Source organism: Mesorhizobium sp. M8A.F.Ca.ET.181.01.1.1 (assembly GCF_004792025.1).
Classification (GTDB): Bacteria; Pseudomonadota; Alphaproteobacteria; order Rhizobiales; family Rhizobiaceae; genus Mesorhizobium.
This window is the reverse complement of the sequence record NZ_SRTV01000009.1, coordinates 61,663-80,337: the sequence shown is the minus strand read 5'-3', so window position 1 is coordinate 80,337 and position 18,675 is coordinate 61,663. Positions and strand designations below refer to the sequence as shown.

The 18,675-nt window shown below is 65.0% G+C and carries 16 protein-coding genes, 1 tRNA gene and 1 pseudogene; 11 read left to right on the top strand and 7 right to left on the bottom strand.

From position 1 onward, the window contains the following. The first annotated feature begins 14 nt into the window (after positions 1–14). Positions 15–956 (top strand): glyoxylate/hydroxypyruvate reductase A, encoded by a 942-nt coding sequence (locus tag EN824_RS27125; protein WP_127278434.1) that lies wholly within the window; start codon positions 15–17, stop codon positions 954–956. 7 nt (positions 957–963) lie between these two features. Here EN824_RS27125 and EN824_RS27120 read toward each other — a convergent pair. The 3 genes and pseudogenes from EN824_RS27120 to EN824_RS27110 form a co-directional block, all read right to left on the bottom strand. Further along, a pseudogene (locus tag EN824_RS27120) lies at positions 964–1,497 on the bottom strand (AAA family ATPase). Positions 1,498–1,530: 33 nt separating this feature from the next. Then, positions 1,531–1,890, bottom strand: coding sequence for a hypothetical protein (locus tag EN824_RS27115; protein ID WP_127278432.1), 360 nt, complete (start codon positions 1,888–1,890; stop codon positions 1,531–1,533). 100 nt (positions 1,891–1,990) lie between these two features. Further along, a complete protein-coding gene (locus EN824_RS27110; protein WP_127870711.1) occupies positions 1,991–2,908 on the bottom strand; it encodes a methyltransferase domain-containing protein in 918 nt (305 codons plus the stop codon). A gap of 152 nt (positions 2,909–3,060) precedes the next feature. Here EN824_RS27110 and EN824_RS27105 point away from each other — a divergent pair, with 152 nt between their 5' ends. After that, the gene (locus tag EN824_RS27105) at positions 3,061–4,071 is read left to right on the top strand and encodes a ligase-associated DNA damage response exonuclease (RefSeq protein WP_127281133.1); all 1,011 of its coding nucleotides are present in this window, start codon (positions 3,061–3,063) and stop codon (positions 4,069–4,071) included. Positions 4,072–4,312: 241 nt separating this feature from the next. Beyond that, positions 4,313–5,911, top strand: a complete 1,599-nt coding sequence (locus tag EN824_RS27095) for a cisplatin damage response ATP-dependent DNA ligase (protein ID WP_135932893.1) — start codon at positions 4,313–4,315, stop codon at positions 5,909–5,911. A gap of 36 nt (positions 5,912–5,947) precedes the next feature. Here EN824_RS27095 and EN824_RS27090 read toward each other — a convergent pair whose 3' ends face one another. Continuing rightward, the gene (locus tag EN824_RS27090; protein WP_127275788.1) at positions 5,948–7,102 is read right to left on the bottom strand and encodes a hypothetical protein; all 1,155 of its coding nucleotides are present in this window, start codon (positions 7,100–7,102) and stop codon (positions 5,948–5,950) included. Positions 7,103–7,390: 288 nt separating this feature from the next. Between EN824_RS27090 and EN824_RS27085 the strand changes: the two genes are divergently transcribed. The 8 genes from EN824_RS27085 (at position 7,391) to EN824_RS27050 (ending at position 10,882) form a co-directional block, all read left to right on the top strand. Then, positions 7,391–7,466 (top strand) — tRNA-Thr (locus EN824_RS27085). Between the two features lie 249 nt (positions 7,467–7,715). Then, positions 7,716–7,925: a hypothetical protein gene (locus EN824_RS27080; protein WP_127275158.1), complete on the top strand. Its 210-nt coding sequence runs from the start codon at positions 7,716–7,718 to the stop codon at positions 7,923–7,925. Between the two features lie 148 nt (positions 7,926–8,073). Further along, the gene (locus tag EN824_RS27075; RefSeq protein WP_127275157.1) at positions 8,074–8,262 is read left to right on the top strand and encodes a DUF2158 domain-containing protein; all 189 of its coding nucleotides are present in this window, start codon (positions 8,074–8,076) and stop codon (positions 8,260–8,262) included. A gap of 176 nt (positions 8,263–8,438) precedes the next feature. Then, complete coding sequence (locus EN824_RS27070; protein ID WP_127275156.1) at positions 8,439–8,891, top strand: acid-shock protein; 453 nt, start codon at positions 8,439–8,441, stop codon at positions 8,889–8,891. Between the two features lie 45 nt (positions 8,892–8,936). Beyond that, positions 8,937–9,473, top strand: a complete 537-nt coding sequence (locus EN824_RS27065) for an RNA polymerase sigma factor (protein WP_127275155.1) — start codon at positions 8,937–8,939, stop codon at positions 9,471–9,473. Positions 9,474–9,586: 113 nt separating this feature from the next. Further along, positions 9,587–10,039 (top strand): hypothetical protein, encoded by a 453-nt coding sequence (locus EN824_RS27060; protein WP_127275154.1) that lies wholly within the window; start codon positions 9,587–9,589, stop codon positions 10,037–10,039. Beyond that, positions 10,036–10,491, top strand: a complete 456-nt coding sequence (locus EN824_RS27055; protein WP_127275153.1) for a periplasmic heavy metal sensor — start codon at positions 10,036–10,038, stop codon at positions 10,489–10,491. Before EN824_RS27060 ends, EN824_RS27055 begins: the two co-directional genes overlap by 4 nt. Positions 10,492–10,600: 109 nt before the next feature. Next, complete coding sequence (locus EN824_RS27050; protein WP_135930295.1) at positions 10,601–10,882, top strand: hypothetical protein; 282 nt, start codon at positions 10,601–10,603, stop codon at positions 10,880–10,882. Positions 10,883–11,134: 252 nt separating this feature from the next. Here EN824_RS27050 and EN824_RS27045 read toward each other — a convergent pair whose 3' ends face one another. From EN824_RS27045 to EN824_RS27035, 3 genes are all read right to left on the bottom strand, one after another. Beyond that, positions 11,135–14,545, bottom strand: a complete 3,411-nt coding sequence (locus EN824_RS27045) for an acyl-[ACP]--phospholipid O-acyltransferase (protein ID WP_135930294.1) — start codon at positions 14,543–14,545, stop codon at positions 11,135–11,137. Positions 14,546–14,931: 386 nt separating this feature from the next. Next, a complete protein-coding gene (locus EN824_RS27040; RefSeq protein WP_135930293.1) occupies positions 14,932–16,512 on the bottom strand; it encodes an indolepyruvate oxidoreductase subunit beta family protein in 1,581 nt (526 codons plus the stop codon). Continuing rightward, positions 16,505–18,658 carry an indolepyruvate ferredoxin oxidoreductase subunit alpha gene (locus EN824_RS27035; protein ID WP_135932892.1) on the bottom strand — a complete coding sequence of 718 codons (2,154 nt, stop codon included), beginning with the start codon at positions 18,656–18,658 and terminating at the stop codon, positions 16,505–16,507. The genes EN824_RS27040 and EN824_RS27035 overlap by 8 nt, the downstream gene beginning before the upstream one ends. Positions 18,659–18,675 lie beyond the last annotated feature (17 nt).

Sequence of the window (18,675 nt, the reverse complement as noted above, 5' to 3'; positions counted from 1 at the left end):
TTGAACGAACCGCGATGGAAAAAGGCCGTATCCTGCTTGCCGTCACCGGCTTTCATCCGCAACGCTGGCGCGACCTGTTGTCGGCCGAGCGCGAGGTGGTGCTGGAGCCGGACGGCGCCAAGGATCCTTCGATCACCTACGCGGTGGTGTGGAAGCACAAGCCCAATTTGATGTCGTCGCTGCCCAATCTGCGCGCCATCTTCTCGATCGGCGCAGGCGTTGACCATATCTTCGCCGATCCCGGCCTGCCCGACGTGCCGATCGTCAAGGTCGTCGCCGACAACCTCACGCAGTACATGACCGAGTACGTCGTCTGGCGGGTTCTCGACCATCACCGCCAGGGCCTGCTCTACCGGTCGCAGCAGCTGAAGAAGACCTGGCACGAGCCGCTGCAGCGGCCGGCCGGCGACATTTCCGTCGGCATCATGGGTCTCGGCAGCCTCGGCCGGGCCGCGGCCTCGGTGCTTCTGTCGCTCGGCTTCGCGGTCAATGGCTGGTCGCGCAGCGACCGGCCGATGAAGGGCGTGGCGACCTATTCCGGCGAAGCAGGCCTTATCCCATTCCTCAATGCCACCGACATTCTGGTGGTGCTTCTGCCGCTTACTCCAGACACGCAAGGCATCATCAATTACGGCGTGCTGAAGGAGTTGCGCAAGCGCAACGGCCTTGGCGGCTCGGTGCTGATCAATGCCGGGCGTGGGCGCCTGCAGAAGGACGCCGACATCATACGGGCATTGGACGACGGTACGCTGAAGGAAGCGAGCCTCGACGTGTTCGAGGTCGAACCGCTGCCGAAGACCAGCCCGCTGTGGACCCATCCGAAAGTGTTCGTGACACCCCATGCCGCGGCGACCTCCGATCCCGTGCACCTGGCGCCGACCATGCTGCGCCAGATGGATGCTTTCGAGCGCGGCGAAAAGCTCGACAATCTGGTGGACCGCAAGGCGGGATATTAGCAGGGCGTTACCCTCCTCTGGGCAAGTCCCACTCCCGGAAGCATTCCTTGATTGCCCGGACCGACGACAGTTGCAGCTTCGGCAGATCGATCTGCTCGAACATTGTCCGTTATCTCCGGCGATTTTTCGGCGTGGTCACGGCGATGTGGTGGATCATATCCCATTTGATGCTGTCGCGCCCGCCTTCCAAGCCCCCGCGCCTCTCCCTCTCGAACAGGGTTCGCCTGAAATAGCGCAACAGGCTTGCGGAGGTGGAGATGTCCAGCAGGATCAATCCCGTCGCCCGCTGGAAGCGTTGCGGCATGCAAACCGAGTAGTTTCCGTCCATCACCCACCGCTCGCCAGCGATCGCGGCCTCATGCAAGGCAATGAACTCGTCCCTCGGACGCTGCACCCAATCCGTGTGGGGCAGGTGAAAGAGCAGATCGAGATGAATGGGTGTCAGGCCACGCTTGCGCGCGATCGCGTCGGCGAGCGTCGACTTGCCGCTGTTGGACGGCCCAAGGATACAGATGCGGTCGCCGAGGTCCGAGAGGTTCACCGGACGGAGCCTTGCTAATGGACGGTTGGATTATCAGCCAGGCAGAGCGAACTTCTTCTGCTTGTCCGGCTTGCCGCAGTCGCGGCGGTCGATGGACCGGTTCATGGCATCGATCTCGCCCGACGCCTTGTCGCTGTCGCGCTGGGCCTTGGAGCGCATGTCGGGCGTGAACGGACCGAAGCCCATGGCGGGATTGGAGAAGGTCGGCTTGGCGGTCGTCGGGAGATTGTATTGCTGCGCCAATCCGTTGCGCTGCGCCAGCAACTGATCGCATGGCACGCTGTCATATTGCAGCGAGGATTCGATGTTGGCATCCTGCCGCTCGGACGCTGAATTGCCGACGCAGCCGGTGGTTGCCAGGCAAGACGCCAAGATCATCATGTTCCAGCGCATCGAAGTGCTCCTCCTGGTATCCCGCCCTGATGCGACCAGATCGCAAATATCAGTCGCGCACGCAAATCGGACTTTTTCGCAGCAGTGCAACGAGCTGGCCTCACACGGCCTGAGCTTTCCGTGCCACGACGGCCAGGCCTTTGACAGGCTCTCGGCGATCCCAGCGGATGGTTGTCGGTTCCAGCGCGACGATCGAGAGACCGTTGGCCTCGAGGGTCCGTCCGACATAGCCATCCGAATGGGCGTAGCGCCGCGACGGCTGCAGCGCGAAGTCGCCGCCATCCACGAGGCTCTCGACGGAAAAGGCAAACAGGCCGCCCTCGGCGAGCAGGCCGGCGACCGCTGCCACCAAACCTTCGAGCCCACCGATGTAAATCAGCACGTCGGCTGACGTCACCAGATCGGCCTTGCCGCCCGAATAGGAAAAATCCTGCAAATCCGCTTTTGTCAGCGCGTCATAGATATTTTTTGCCCGCGCCTTCCTCAGCATCCTTGCCGAGATATCGACCCCCTCCAGCCGGTCGACGATCGGCCTCAGCCTCTCGCCCATCAGTCCGGTGCCGCAACCCAGGTCGAGCGCCAGGCGGAAGCGGCCCGGCCTTGCCTTGCGGATGGCAGCGTCGAGCACCTCGGGCAGCCGGTAGTCGAGCTTGCCGACCAGCGTCTCCTCGAATGTCTCGGCATAGTGGTCGAACAACGTCTCGACAAAGGCGCTGGGCGGCGCGGTGGAGGCCGGACCTTTGCCGATCAGCTGCAGTTTGAGCACCGCGCCCTGGCGATCGGCCGGATCGAGTTTCAGCGACGTCGTCCAGGCCTGCGCCGCAAGGTCGAGCCTGCCTGATGCCTCCTGCATCTCGCCGAGGCGAAACCAGCCCATTGCCCATTGCGGCGCCAGTTCCAGCGCGCCGAGCAGCAACTCGGCCGCCGCAGTGTGATCGCCGGAGACAAAGAGCATTTCGGCATAGTCTGCACGGCGATCGGCGTTCGGGTCGCCCGACGAGGTCTGAAGCGGTTTCATGATGATGGTTCCACCGGCAGGGTAGCCGGCCGCCCATCTGTGTAGAGCAAAGCACGCCGAAGCTGAACCGAATTGAGCAGGCTTTGCCCGGCGAGTCAGCAGTCTCGGGCAACCGGCTTCCCGCGGCGGAATTATATCCTATCTTGAGGGTCATGCGCGCCAGCGACCTGCTTCATCCCCGGCCCGAGGGCCTCTACTGCCCGCCGGGCGATTTCTTCATCGACCCGGTACGGCCGGTGAACCGGGCGCTGATCACGCACGGCCATTCCGACCATGCGCGTTCCGGCCACGGCTCGGTGCTCGCGACACAGCAGACGCTCGACATCATGGCACTGCGCTACGGCGAGGATTTTGCCGGGACGACGCAGGCAGCCATGCTCGGCGAAACGATTGCCCTCGACGGCGTCAGCGTCAGCTTCCATCCGGCCGGCCATGTGCTGGGGTCGGCGCAGATAGCGGTCGAGCACCAGGGCAGGCGCATCGTCGCCTCCGGCGACTACAAGCGGCAGAAGGATGCGACCTGCGCACCGTTCGAGCCGATTCGCTGCGACGTCTTCATCACCGAGGCGACCTTCGGTCTGCCGGTGTTTCGCCATCCGCCCGATACGGAAGAGGTCGCCCGGCTGCTGAAATCGGCCGCGCAGTTTCCCGAACGCTCGCATCTGGTCGGAGCCTACGCGCTCGGCAAGGCACAACGGGTGATGCGGCTGTTGCGCGACGCCGGTTACGACAAGCCGCTCTACATCCATGGCGCGCTGGCCAGGCTCAGCGAATATTACCAGAGCCAGGGCATCGACCTCGGCGACCTCGAGCCGGCGACGGTGGAGAGCGGCGGCAAGCAGGATTTCGCCGGCGCCATCGTGGTCGGCCCGCCATCGGCCTTCGCCGACCGCTGGGCGCGGCGCTTTCCCGACCCGATCTCATGCTTCGCGTCGGGCTGGATGCGCATCCGCCAGCGCGCCAAGCAAGGCGGCGTCGAGCTGCCGCTGATCATCTCGGACCATGCCGACTGGGACGAACTCACCGCCACCATCAAGGAGACCGGCGCCGAGGAAATCTGGGTCACGCACGGCCGCGAGGAAGCCCTGGTGCGCTGGTGCGAGCTGGAAGGGATAGCGGCCAGGCCACTGCATCTGGTGGGCTACGAGGACGAGGGCGATTGATGCAATACAGTTCGCCAATTGTCCCTGACGAGCCCTACGGCGCCCCCCTCTGGCCTGCCGGCCATCTCCCCCACTTGTGGGGAGATCAGATGTTACGCCGGCTTTCGCCAATCGCTGATGTTGGGGGAGATGAGCCGGCATCGCAGCTGCCAATCTCCCCCCTCGTGGGGGAGATGTCCGGCAGGACAGAGGGGAGCGCGACGGGACGCGACGCCTGCCGATTGGCGAGGTTTCCCTCCCCATGAACCGCTTTGCCGAACTTCTCGACCGCCTGGTGCTGACGCCGTCGCGCAACGGCAAGCTGACGCTTTTGACCGACTATTTCCGCAGCGTCGAGGATCCCGACCGTGGTCTGGCGCTGGCCGCGATCACCGGCGATCTCAAAATTGCTGCCGTCAAGCCGGCCATGCTGCGCACGCTGGTCACCGAACGCATGGACCCGGTGTTGTTCGGCTATTCCTACGACTATGTCGGCGACCTCGCCGAGACGGTGTCGCTGGTCTGGCCGCAACCGCCTGGCAGGATCGCCAACCGCGAGCCGACGCTTGGCGAGGTGGTGGCGAAGCTGCAGGCGGCAAGCCGCTCCGACGGGCCGAAGGTGCTGACGGGGCTGCTCGACAGCGCCGGCATCTCGGCGCGCTTCGCCATCATCAAGCTGGTCACCGGCGGCCTGCGCATCGGCGTCTCGGCGCGGTTGGCCAAACAGGCGCTGGCCGATTTCGGCAAGGTCGACGTCGCCGAGATCGAGGAGCTCTGGCATGGGCTGTCGCAGCCCTACACGGCACTGTTCGCCTGGCTGGAAGGCAAGGCCGAAAAACCACGCAACACGGCGCTGGCGCTGTTTCGCCCGGTCATGCTGTCGAACCCGGTGGGCGACTGCGATCTCGAAAAGCTCGATCCCGCCGACTATGCGGCGGAATGGAAATGGGACGGGATCCGTGTCCAGGCGGTGGCCGAAGGCGGCATCCGCCGGCTCTATTCGCGCACCGGCGACGATGTCTCGGGCGCCTTTCCAGACCTCGCCGACGCCATGCACTTTTCCGCCGCACTCGACGGCGAATTGCTTGTCGGCGATCCACGCGAGGCGACGGGAACCTTCTCGGACTTGCAGCAGCGGCTGAACCGCAAGACGGTGACACTGAGGATGCAGCAGCAATATCCGGCCTTCATGCGCTGCTACGACCTGCTGCAGATTGGTGAAGAGGATCTGCGCCCACTGTCCTTCCGCGAGCGGCGCGGCCGCCTGGAAGCCTTCATCGGGACGCTCGACCCCAGCCGCTTCGATCTCTCCCCCTTCGTCGACTTCGCGGACAGGCAGGCGCTCGAGGACCTGCGCCGTGCGCCGCCGCATCCGATCATCGAAGGGGTGATGCTGAAGCGCTGGGATTCGCCCTATCTCGCCGGCCGGCCGAAGGGGCCGTGGTTCAAATGGAAGCGCGACCCGCACACGGTGGACGCCGTGCTGATGTATGCCCAGCGTGGCCACGGCAAGCGTTCGAGTTTCTATTCGGACTACACGTTCGGCGTCTGGTCCGGGACCGAGGGCGCGGAGGAGCTGGTGCCGGTCGGCAAGGCCTATTTCGGCTTCACCGACGAAGAGCTGAAGCAGATCGACAAATATGTCCGCGACAACACGGTCGAGCGCTTCGGACCGGTGCGCTCGGTGCGCGCCGACCGTGACAATGGCCTGGTGCTGGAAGTCGCCTTCGAGGGGCTCAACCGCTCGACTCGGCACAAATCGGGTGTGGCCATGCGTTTCCCCAGAATTTCACGGCTGCGCTGGGACAAGCCGGCCAACGAGGCCGACCGCATAGAAACCCTGCAGGCGCTGCTCGACTGATAGGCACCGCCGGTATGTCGGTCGCAACGATTCAATTCAAGGCTCGATCGAGACGCGAATCTCGTAGACGTTGACCGCCTTGCCCTGCTTGTCGAAATCGGAATTGACGGCAATGGTTCCGGCCGAACCTGGATGCTTGTCGGGGAACTTCACGTCGAACAGATATTCGTTTTTCTGCTGGCCGACGGCGTAACGCTTGCGGCCGCAGTCGCCGAGTTCGCCGAAATTGCAGTCGACGGAGATCTGCGTGTCCTTGCCGTCCTCGGCCCGGGCAATGATGTCGAACACGGCGTGCTTGCCGGCGAGCTTTTCCAGCACGCCCTGCCCGACGTCGAAGGCGATCGCCGAGCCGGAGGCGCCGGACCGGATGCGCAGGAACGGCCCGCTGTCGTCCTTCATCACCTCGGCCTTGGCGTCCGACGGCGCGGCGACATGGCTCGGGTCGGTCGGCGAAAACACATTGATCCAGTCGTGCGACTGATCCGCGGCACCGGGCTTTGCCGGGGCGTTGGCGCCGTCGGCCGGGGTGAAATCGTCGTCCTCGACGGTCGGCGGCGCTTCCGGCGGCGCGGTATTAAGCTCGGCCGCCGACTTGAACACACCGGTCTGCATGGCGAAAAACAGGCCGATGCCAACCGCCGCGAGCAGCGTCACGGTGAAGAAAATGGCGGTCAGCGGCAGGCGACGTCCGCGAATGCGCCGCTCATCGCGGTCTGGCGCCACTTCCGTCGGGGCTCCCGGCGCGGCGGGAGCCCACATGTCGATGGTCGGCGCACCGGGCAGGGTCGCATCCGGCATGATGTCGGGAACGACCGGCAGCACGCGCGAGCGCGGTGCATCGGAAGCGGGCTGCACGGGGGCGTCGACGGAGACTGCGGGCGACGGCACCCTCGGGCCGGCCTCGACCGCAGGCGCCGCACCAACCTCGGCCTCGCCCGCCGGCGCGTCGATCGCGTCGATCTGCGGGGCAACGCCAGGCACCGCCGGCAGGTACTCGGATTCGATTTCGGTGATTTTCGCCTGGATAGCCTTGCGGCGCTTGATGGCGACTTCCACGGTCACGCCGGGATTTGCCTGGAGCGCACGGTCGAGCGCGGCGAAGGCCGAGCGATAGACCCTCTCGCGGAACGCGCGGTCCTCGGCGTTGCCCTTTTCCAAGGCGTTCCGGATCGCTTTTTCGATCGCGTCCAAGCGAGATCCCTCTGCTAATTGCGACAAGCTTTCATGATGGTTAGCGGCAGGCGACCAATCAATCAACGGGCGGGCAGCCGCATTCTGCCTTGACGGGCCGTCCAAAGTCCATCTTCGCGATGTTCCGGCAAACAAAATCGGAATATGTCGGCGATTCCGGCATGCAAGGGCGCTGGAGCCCCGGTTTCGATCGCGGCGGGACGCTTGCATGATTTGCCAAGTCGCATCTTGAATTCGCGGCCGGTTGAGTCTATCACCCTGCCCATCTTGGAGGCCTTGGCCTCCCGGGCCGCTTTAGCTCAGTTGGTAGAGCACATCATTCGTAATGATGGGGTCAGGTGTTCGAGTCACCTAAGCGGCACCAGTTTTTCAAACCAATGGTCGAAGCGGCTTGGGTGCGCGGAAGTTGGCCCGAATTCCGGCCTTTTGCCTTTTGCCGGTCGGTCCAACGCCCAGAAACGCGCTGACAACCGCGCGGTCCGGCATTTTCAAATCTCAACAACAAATGATGGATATCGCATTTCTATTTTTTTGAAACAGGCGCCTGTTTTTTGGAACAGACGCTTGGGTCGCACATTTCCTGCCGATGGTTCCACGGACAGGAGGTTTTAAATTGCCAAGGCGTGTCGACAAGGAAAAGCTGGCAAGAGCGGACCGTGAGGCGAGGCTGGTGCTGGATGCCGAGCGCCACGCCAGGGACGCCAAGACAGCCCGCCTGAGGGAGCAGAGACTGCAGCAGGAGGCCTTGGCGGACAAGCCTCCGCCTGCGCGCCAACGGGAGCCGGTCAGGAAGCCGGCCCGGCGTGTGATCGAGGCGGACTGATCCGCGGAGGCCGCCCGCTTCGCCCCGAGGGCGCCGTCCGCGATGCCCCCCGCGTTGCCGCATGAGACAGTGGCCCAAAAGACCCGTATGCCATTGTCGGGACACCGGTTTTGGTATGAAATGTCAGGTGTCAGCATGGGAGGTCCAAATGCCCAACACTTTCAAGACCGGAGACGTCGTCAAGCTGAAGTCGGGAGGCCCGAAGATGACGGTCAGCGATGGCGCCGCTTCCGGCATGTATCTGTGCCACTGGTTCAATAAAGAGGGCGATGTGTGGACCCCTCAGCATGCCGGCTTCAAATCGGATCAGCTGGTAGCCGACGATCACTCGGCGTAATCCAGACGCGCCGGACGAAGTGCTTTGCCACTTCTCCTGCCGCCGCCAAGGCCCGGCATTGCGGCAAGCGCGTGATCGGCATCGGCGACCGACGGATTTCTCCGATCGCTGCGTTTAACGGTTGAAGCGTGACCCTGGCATTGGGCCATGGCATGCGCCAACCGGAGACGTGAAGCATGATACGCCGTTCGATCCTTGCCGCTGCCTTGAGCCTGCTGACCACCGCGGCTCTGGCCCAGACAGCGACAGAACCACCGGCCGCCACGCCACCCGCGGCCACATCCCCCGCGGCCACATCCCCTACTGCCCCATCCCGCACCGCCAAGTCCGACATCACGCTGGCCAAGTTCCAGAAGCGGCGGGAGAAGGCGATCATGGCCGCCGACACGGACGGCGACGGCAAGATCAGCCTCTTGGAGTGGGAGGCCTTCCGGGCCAAACGCAACGTCAAGGGCGATCCCGCCAAATCCTTCGCGCGCATCGATTCCAATCATGACGGCTTCATCGACCGGGCCGAGCTCGATGCGTTGTTCGCCAAGCGCTTCGCCAGGCTGGACAAGAATGGCGACGGCATTCTAACGGCCGACGAGAGGCCGGGCCACAAATCCGCTCCCAAGCCGGAGCAATGACCAAGAGGCTATGACGCGTGATGGACATCGGGAGTGCGCCAGCCGATGAGCGCCGACCCGGACGAGGAGTTGGTTCGCCGCGTCGGTACCGGCGAGCCGGAGGCGGTGCGGTTGCTGGTCGCGCGCAAGCTGCCGCGCATCCTTTCGCTGGCCGTGCGCATGCTGGGCGACGCGGCGGAGGCCGAGGATGTCGCGCAGGAAACCTTCATGCGCATCTGGCGTCATGCATCGGGCTGGCGGCGCGGCAATGCACGCTTCGACAGCTGGATCCACCGCGTCACGCTCAACCTCTGCTACGACCGGCTGCGCCGGCGCCGCGAATGGGTGACCGACGCGGTGCCGGACATTGTCGATCCCGCCCCGCTTCCCGATGCCCGCGAAGAGCCGCATCGGGTCGAGCAGGCCTTGCAGGCAATCGCACCACGCCAGCGCGAGGCGATCATCCTGGTCTACTATCAGGAGATGTCCAACATAGAGGCGGCCGCGACCCTGGAGATCAGTGTCGATGCCTTGGAGAGCCTGCTGTCGCGCGGCCGGCGGGCGCTGCATACGATCCTGGCCAGGGATGGTGCCCATGACTGAGAAAGGCGCGATCATGATGCGAAGAATTCACCGTACCTCGCGAGCGTCCGGTGGCCAGGTCCCGGGAATCCAACCGCCCGGACACGCGGCGCCAATCGGCAAAGGATGGACTGATGTCTGATGGGTCGAGGAACGAACCCGCAATGGATGCCGAGCGCTTTGCGGCTCTGGCGGCGGCCTATGGCGGCGATCTGCGGCGGTGGCCGCAGGCCGATCGCAGGGCCGGAGCGATGTTCGCCGCGAGCGAGATGGGCGCGGTCATATTGGGCCACGCCGGGAAACTCGACGCCTTGCTCGACAGCTATGCCGTCAAGGCGCCCGGCGCGGCGCTGCACGGCAGCATCCTGCGCACCGCCGAGCGGCACCTTGTCAAGCGCCGGCGCCAACTGGTCTGGTGGCTGGGTTTGGGCCTTGCCGGCATTGGCCTGGCGGGCGCGGTGGCCGGGTTGGCCCTGGTGACCATCGTTACTCCAGAGGTTCCGTCCGACCATTATGTGCTCGATGCCAATGCGACGGCGTTCGGCGATGCCGGGCCCGACGGCGAAACAGTCGGGGAGGACCTATGAGCACGGGCCGTAAGCTCATCATCGCGTCGGTGGCACTGAATGTCTTCCTGGCCGGGGCGCTTGCCGGCGGGGCCGTCTGGGTAAGAAGCGGCAAGCAGGGCCAGGGCTATTCGCTGGAGGCGGCCGGCGGCCGTCTTCCCGACCAGCAGCGCATGCTGTTCCGCAAGGCATTGCGCGAGGTTCGCCGCGAGTCGCGCGACATCATCCTCGACGGCCAGCAGGCCAGGCGCGAGGCGGCGGATCTGTTGCGGCAGCCCGTCCTCGACACGGCGGCGCTGTCGGCGGCCCTTGAACGGGCCCGCAATGCCGACATCACCCTGCGCACGCGGCTGGAGCAGCGCATCACCGAGTTCGCGGCTGCAGGCTCCGCCGAGGCGCGCGCCGTGCTGGCGGACGGGCTGGCCAGGCGCGCCGGGCCGCAGCCGAAGGCGGAGCCAAAAAAATCACCGTGACGGCCGACGGAAAGCGCCCGCAGGGCCGTTTAACCGGGAGAAGGGCAGACCTGCCGGCCCCATCGGTACGAACAGGTTTTCATTCTCGGACAACATTCGGAGTAACGTCATGAACCGTCTGACACAGTATGCGGCAGCAGCCGTCCTCGCCTTGACCGGAACCGCGGCAACCGTCGCGACCTCCGCCGCCATGCCGATGGTGGCGCAACCGGCCGCGCCGGCGCTGATCGAGCATGTGGCCTGGGGTTGCGGACCCGGCTGGCATCCCAATCCCTGGGGGCGCTGCGTTCCCAACCGTGTCGTGGTGTATCCGCGCTACCGCTATTGGCACGGCCCGGCCTATTACGGCTGGCATCCGAACCGCCACTGGCACCGCTGGCATCGCTGGTAAGCGTGCGGGAGGGCCGGGCGGCACCCGCCCGCCCGGTCGCCTGTCCCCGGTTTGAGCCGGGGAACAGCCCAATCGGGCGTCGCGCGCCTCGCGTGAGATCCAATCATGGAGCGCTGACATGGCCCTCGCGACCAAAAGGCCCATGGCGCCAGGTCCCGCCCTGCCGAATCCCGCCCTGATCGCCTTCAACCGCTTCGGGCTCGGGGCCCGGCCCGATGACCGCGACAGGCTGGCGAACGACCCACGCAGCTATCAGGCGGCCTCGACCTTGGCGGCCTCAGAGGCCTCGCCGCGCACCAGCCTGGTCACGCCGACGAAGTCGATCTTGCCCGAGCCAAGCACCGGCACGTGCGCCACGACGCGCACTTCGGCCGGCACCATCAGGTCCATGGCGCCGTTCGCCTTGGCGAAGGCCAGAAATTCGGCGCGCGTCGCGTTTTCGGCTTCGGTGATGAGCACCAGCTTTTCGCCCTTGCGCGGATCAGGCACCGTCGCGACCGCCGAGAGCGAACCTTTCCACAGCTCGCCCGCCAACGCTTCCACGGCAGCCAGCGAAATCATCTCGCCGCCAATCTTGGCGAAGCGCTTGGCGCGGCCGCGAATGCTGACGAAGCCGGCATCGTCAATGCTGACGATATCGCCGGTGTCATGCCAACCGTCCTGCAGCGGTTCGAGCACACCAGGCTTTTCCGCCCTGAGATAGCCCGCCATGACGTTGGGGCCGCGCACGAACAGCCGCCCGCCGCCCTGGACGCCGATCACCGGATCCAGGCGGTATTCCATGCCGGGCATGATTTTTCCCACCGTGCCCGATCTGTTGTACATCGGCGTGTTGATGGAAATCACCGGCGCCGTCTCGGTGACGCCGTAGCCTTCGAGAATGCGCAGGCCGAACTTCTCCATATAGGTTTCGCGGGTCGAGGCCTTGACCGGCTCGGCGCCGGAAAAGCAGTAGCGCACCGAGCGGAAATCATAGGGGTGTGCGGTGCGCGCATAGCCGCTGAGGAAGGTGTCGGTGCCGAAGATGATCGTCGCGTTCGAGGCATAGACCAGTTCGGGAACGATGCGGTAGTGCAGCGGCGAAGGGTAGAAATAGACCGGAACGCCCGACACCAGCGGCAGCACCGTGCCCGCCGTCAACCCGAAGGAATGGAAGATCGGCAGCACGTTGAACACCTTGTCGCCCGAGTGGAAATCGATGCGCGAGGCGGCCTGCGCGGCATTGGCCAGGATGTTGCGATGGGTAAGCACCACGCCCTTGGGCGTGCCTTCGGAGCCAGAGGTGAACAGGATCACGGCCGGATCGGTGGCATTGCGGGCAACCCGTGGCGTGGCCTTGCGCAGCATGCCAAGCAGCTTGTCCTTGAGGCTGATGGTTGCGCGCAGATCGTCGAGCCAGACGATGTTCACCGACCGGCCGACTTCCTCGACCGTCGCGCCGAGCTTGGCCTGCTCGACAAAGGCCCGAGAGGTCAAAATTGTGGTGACCCGCGCCGCCTTGCAGGCGGACAGGATGTTGGCGGCACCGGCGGTGAAGTTGATCATCGCCGGGACCTTGCCGGCGGACATGACGCCAAGCAGCGCGGCACAAGCGCCATTGGCATTGGGCAGCATGATGCCGAGCGTGTCCTGTCCGGCATAGAGCGCTTCGAACTTCTCGCCGAGCACGGCGACACCCGTGAGCAGCTTGCCATAGCCCAGCGAACCGGCGACCGGATCCTGCACGGCGAGTTGCTTCATGCCGCGCTCGGTCGCCGTTTCGATGACCCTTTCGAGCACGGTCTTGTCGATATGCTGGGTGCGGAAGACGAGGTCGGACATCACCTGGTAGAGTGCGGCACCGGCGGCGGCTCTGCGCTTGCGGCCCTTCAGTTCGTCGGCGACCTTGAGCCTGACCGGCGGCAGTATGGTCACCTTGACCTTCGGGAACAGGCGACGGCGCACGTGCTGCGCCGTCAGCCGCGAGAAGGGGCTTTTCTCCAGCCCCTCGATACGGATCGGCACGACCATCGAGCCGGTCTTGTCGGCCACCATGGCGGCGCCGTCATAGACCTTCATCAGCCCGCCGGTGACGGTGATGCGGCCCTCGGGAAAGATGACCAGCGGATCGCCATTCTGCACGATCTTGATCAGCGTGCGCGTCGACATCGGCTTGGCCGGATTGAGCGGCAAGGCGCGGGTCAGTTTGAGGAACGGCTTCATCCACCAGGCCTGCGCGATGGTGTAGTCGATGGCGAAGACCGGCTCTTCATCGGTCAGCGTCAGCGCCAGCGGACCGTCGAGAAAGCTGACATGGTTGAGCGCCAGAATAGGCGCCGGACCCGCGGCCTTGAGGTTTTCCAGGCCCTCCACTTCCAGCCGATGGAAGGCGCGAAAGAGGATGGAGACGAAGTCGCGGAAGGCGTTGGTCGGCAGATATTTCAGCATCAGCCAGGCGGCCACCGCATTGAAGGCGGCAAGCCCGAACAACACGCTGGCAATAGAGACGCCAGCGGCCTGGACGGCGGCGACGAGGATGCCGCCCAGCGTCATGAAGCCGGCGTTGACGATGCTGACAGCGGCGACGACGCGGGCGCGGCGCGCCTCGGGCGACCAGGCCTGCACGGCAGCGAAGGTCGGCACGACCAGGAAGGCACTGGAAATGGCCATGCCGGCAAGGTCGATGGCAACGCGGATGGTGTTCGGCCCGGCGAAGAAGAGGCCAAGGGTTTCAGCCTTGGGCGAAGGCTGCATGCTCCAGATCGTCCAGGCAAGGTGCAAGCCGAACAGCGCCAGAAGCGCGGTGCCGACCGGCGCGGGAAGCAGCACCATGCGGCCCTGCGACATCCAGGCGGCGATCGCCGAGCCGATGGCAATGGAGACGGCGAACACCGCGAGATAGGCGGTGACCGCGATCTCGTTGCCGCCGAGCTGGTCCTCGATCAGCGTGGGCAGGATCGAAAGCACGATGGCGCCGATCAGCCAGAACCACGAGGTCATCAATCCGGCGCGCCAGATGCGCGTGTCGGTGCGCAATTCGCTGACCTGGCGCCATGTCGAGCGGAAGATGTTCCAGTCGATGACAAGGTTCGGCGCGGCTGAGCCGGTCGAGGGGATGGAGCGGCTGACGAACCAGCAGCCGACCGCAAGGATCATCATCATCGGGCCGAAAACGGCGACACCGATGCCGTCAGCGGAGACGACACCGCCCACGATCGTGCCGCCAAGGATGGCGGCGAAGGTCGCCGACTCGATCCAGGCGTTGGCGCGGGGCAATTCCTTGCGCTCGAGATGATCGGGCAGGATGCCGTATTTGATCGGCCCAAACAGTGCCGAGATGACGCCGAACATCAACAGCGCGGTCATCAGCACAGGAATGGAGGACAGCGCGATGCCGACGACCGCGACGGCAGCGGCGCCGATCTCGGCGAATTTCAGCCGGCGGGCAATGAGCGCCTTGTCGAAGCGGTCGGCGATCTCGCCGCCCAGCGCCGACAGGAACAGGAACGGCGCCATGAACACGGCGCCGGCCAGCGTGACCAGCGAGGCGGCCTGATCGGCAGCCAGTGTGAAGAGGATCAGGAACACCAGCGTGTTCTTGAGGAAATTGTCGTTGAAAGCGGACAGGAACTGCGTCCAGAAGAGCGGCGCGAAGCGCCGCGAAAGCATGAGATGCGTGTTCATGGCGTTGTCCCATTTGGCGGAACCACGCGGCGATGCTCCGGTGATCCCCGCGGGTTCATGCGCTGTTCCGATCGTTGTGATAGCCGTGAGCTGGTTAAGGTTCTTTACTGGGTCGGAAATCGCCGGTGGTCGCTGGTTCGTTCCGGCGCTGGTGAAGCTGGCCTGTGCGCGCCCGTGTCAAGCGGTTCCGACATCTACGCCTCCGTATGAACAATGTTCATGGCGCCAATGTAGCATAACTTGAACGATGTTCCAGGGCAAAAATGAACGATGTTCACAAAAGTGAGGAGAGGTTAACGAGTCAATCGCCAGGGCCTGGCTATCGTTCGCGGCCAGCCCCTGTCCAATGGGAATCTACAAGCTGCACCGACGCGCTTGATTCCCGGCTAGCGAGGAGCGCCTTCGTTCAGTGTCGCCACGGTCTTCAGCGCGCCGTCCAGCATGTCGCCCTTCTCGTCCTTGAGCGCCGCCTCGCGCAGGCGGCGGATCCAGTCGGCGGCGTCGTCCCTCCCCTTGAGCAGATCGAGCGCCGACAGCACGCGGTCGAATTTCGACTGGGCGCGCACATGCGTGTCGCTGTAGCCCTTGATCAGCCGGCGACAGTTGAGGATTTCGACCGCAAGCGCGTAGTCTGCCGGCACGTAACCAAGCGCCAGAGCGTACCAGCGGTCGAGATGCGTGGTCTCGACCTTGTGGCGCAGCAGGCGGCGGCGCCAGCGGCGCAGGCCGCCGATGAACCAGAGGGCTGCAAAACCGGCGAAGCTGTCGGTGCGGATGCGGCGGCCATGGTTGATGCGGCGATCGAGAAAGGCGGCCAGTTTCGGCCGGCTTTCGATGTAGCTGCCCAGCCCCGCCGGCAGCGTGCCGCAGAACTCCTCGATGCGCGGGTGGAAATATTCGGTCACCTGCAGGACCGAACCGTCCTTGACGCCAACCTCCTTGCGCACCCGCCTGTCGCGGGTCGAGCGCGTTTTCAGATCGGCGACGCGGATCATGTCGTCGTAGCACATGGCATTGGCCAGATGCTTGGCGGCGGCGATGGACAGCGCATAAGCGTGGCCGGCGCTGTCCAGCGCAACGGCGTTGTCCAGCCGGTCGAGATAGTCGCGCCCATAGGCGATGTCCTGATAGTCGACGACCTTTCTCAGGCCGCGAAGCGCCATGTCGCGCACGGCTACGGGCATCAGGTCGATGCGGGCGCGCTGGGCATGCCATCCCCGCAGCAGATTTTGCGGACCGCTCACACGCCCGGCACCCAAAGCGGATTCGACAATGGCTGGCTCCGCCGGTTTTGACGAAGGTGCTGCCGCCGTGCCGCGTGCGCGATCGAAGGCTGCGCCGAAGGCGGCAAGGCTGGCCTTCACGCCCCGCCCGCCGGCACCAATCGCCTGTTCGTAGCTCTCGCGCGTAAACGGCAGTGCGTCGGAGCCGGCCAGCGCGCCAAGCAGGCTGGCCGAGATCATCGAGCCGTTGTCGGCGGCGATCTTTTCCATGTCGAAAGCGATGAAGCGCTTCGACGCGGCCTCAGCCGTTGCGTGGACCTTGGACGACGAGGCGCGGCCGTCGCCCGGTTCGATCTTTTCCGAGACGGCGGCGATGCGATGCGATGAGGCGATCAGCGTCGTGCGGTTGGGGGTGACGAAGCCCCTGATGATGGCGCGGCCGGCCTCCATCAATTCGGCGGCGATCAGGATGTCGACATCGCCCTGCGAGGGTGACAGGGCGAAGACCGGCAGGCGGCCGGTGTCGCGGGCCATCTCGATATAATAGATGGTCGCGCCGGTGCGCTGGGCGACGCCGGCGACCGAAGTCGACTGTGCAACGTAACCATTGCGTTCGGCGACATCGGTGATCCAGTCGGCCAGCACGCCGCCGCCCTGGCCGCCGACGGCCAGCACGGCGAGCTTGATCACCGGCTCATCGGCGGCACCGGATCTGGGGTGCAAGGAGGGGACGGGCTCAAGCATCGGCGAATATCAGGCGCCGGTTTTCGCGACGCCTCTGCAGGAAGCCGATCGTCGCGCGACGAGCGGATTCCAGTAACCGGTCCCAGCGGCTCGGATTGTGCACGACATCGGCGCGGTAGAAGGACGGACAGAGGACGGCGGCGTCCGCCACCTCGCCGCAATTGCCGCAGCCGACGCAGTTCTGGTCGATCGACGCCACCGGATCGTCGCGCAGCGGGTCGTCAAGCGATTTCACCGACAGCGACGGACAGCCGGAAAGCCGCATGCAGGCATGGTCCCCGGTGCAGATGTCCTCGTCGACGCCGAACTTCGGTTTGACGACACGCTCGCCGCCCTTGATGGCCTTGTCGACCAGCGGCTTTTCGCGGCGCTGGCGATTGAGCATGCACTCCGACGAAGCGACGATGACTTTCGGGCCCTTCTCGTCCGTCGTCAGCGCCTCACGCAACGAGTCCTGCATCTTGCCGACATCGTAGGTGCGGTCGACATGGCGCAGCCATTTCACGCCCATGCCTTTCACCGCCTCGGTGATCGGATGCTTGGTCGACTTGGTCTTGTTGCCGGCGCGCGACGACAGGATGTCCTGCCCGCCAGTGGCGGCCGAATAGAAATTGTCGACAATGACGATGACGCCGTCATTCTTGTTGAACACCGCGTTGCCGATCGAGGAGGTCAGGCCGTTGTGCCAGAAGCCGCCGTCGCCGACGAAGGAGATCGAGCGGCGCTTGGCGTCGGGCGAATTGAACGCCGAGGCCGAGGCTGGCCCCAGCCCATAGCCCATCGTGGTGGCGCCGAGTTCGAAAGGCGGCATGATCGAAAACAGATGGCAGCCGATATCAGAGGCTATGTGGTGCTTGCCGAGTTCCTGTTCGACCAGCTTGGTCGCGGCAAAGATCGGCCGTTCCGGGCAGCCGATGCAGAAGCCGGGCGGGCGGCCCGGCACGACGTTGATCAGGTCAGCCGTGTCGACGCCGTCGCCGACCTTGTTGGGCGCGCGCACCTCGCCCGGCAAAAGATGCGGCGCCTCGGCGCGCAGGAAGGCGCCGATACCATCGAGCATGACCTGGCCGGTATATTCGCCGGCCATCGGCAGATGTTCCTTGCCGACCAGGCGCGTGCCGCGCCCGGCCTTGTGCAGCATGGCGGCAAAGGCCTGTTCGATATAGTTGGGCTGGCCTTCCTCGACCACCAGCACCGCCTGCTTGCCCTCGCAGAAGGCGAGGAACTCGTCGTCGATCAGCGGATAGACGGCGTTGAGCACGTAGAGCGGGACATCCGTGTCGCCATAGGTGTCGGCAAGGCCAAGCCGCTGCAGCGCACGGATGACCGAATTGTACATGCCGCCCTGCATGACGATGCCGACCGAGCCGTGGTCCGAACCGAAGAACTCGTTGATCCTGTTCTTGGCGATGAAATCGACCGCCGCCGGCCAGCGCTTCGCCACCTTCTCCTTCTCGTGCAGGAAGGAGGCGGGCGGCAGCACGATGCGGCCGGTGTCGCGGCGCGGCGCTTCGAGCGCATCGGCGACAGTCATCGGCGGGCGCTTGTTGTCCTTGGCGATGAAATGGCCATGCACGTGGCAGCAGCGGATGCGCACCTGCAGCATGACCGGCGTGTTGGAGACTTCCGACAGCTCGAAACCATCCTCAACCGCCTTGACGATCGACGGCAGGTTCGGACGCGGGTCGAGCAGCCAGACCTGGCTCTTCATGGCGAAGGCATGGCTGCGCTCCTGCATGATCGAGGAGCCCTCGCCATAATCCTCGCCGACGATGATCAACGCGCCGCCGGTGACGCCGCCGGACGCGAGATTGGCCAACGCATCGGAAGCCACGTTGGTGCCGACGGTCGATTTGAAGGTCGCGGCACCGCGGATCGGATAATGGACCGAAGCGGCGAGCATGGCTGTGGCCGTGGCTTCCGAGGCGCTGGCCTCGAAGTGCACGCCGAGTTCGCCCAGAATGTCCTGCGCGTCGGCCAGCACATCCATCAGGTGGCTGATCGGAGCGCCTTGATAGCCGCCGACATAACCGACCCCGCATTGCAGCAGCGCCTTAGTGATGGCGAGGATGCCCTCTCCGGCGAATTCCTCGCCGGCGCCGAGCCTGAGCTTCTCGACTTCCTTGGCAAAAGACCGTTCGGCCATTTTTGGCCTCCTTCCAT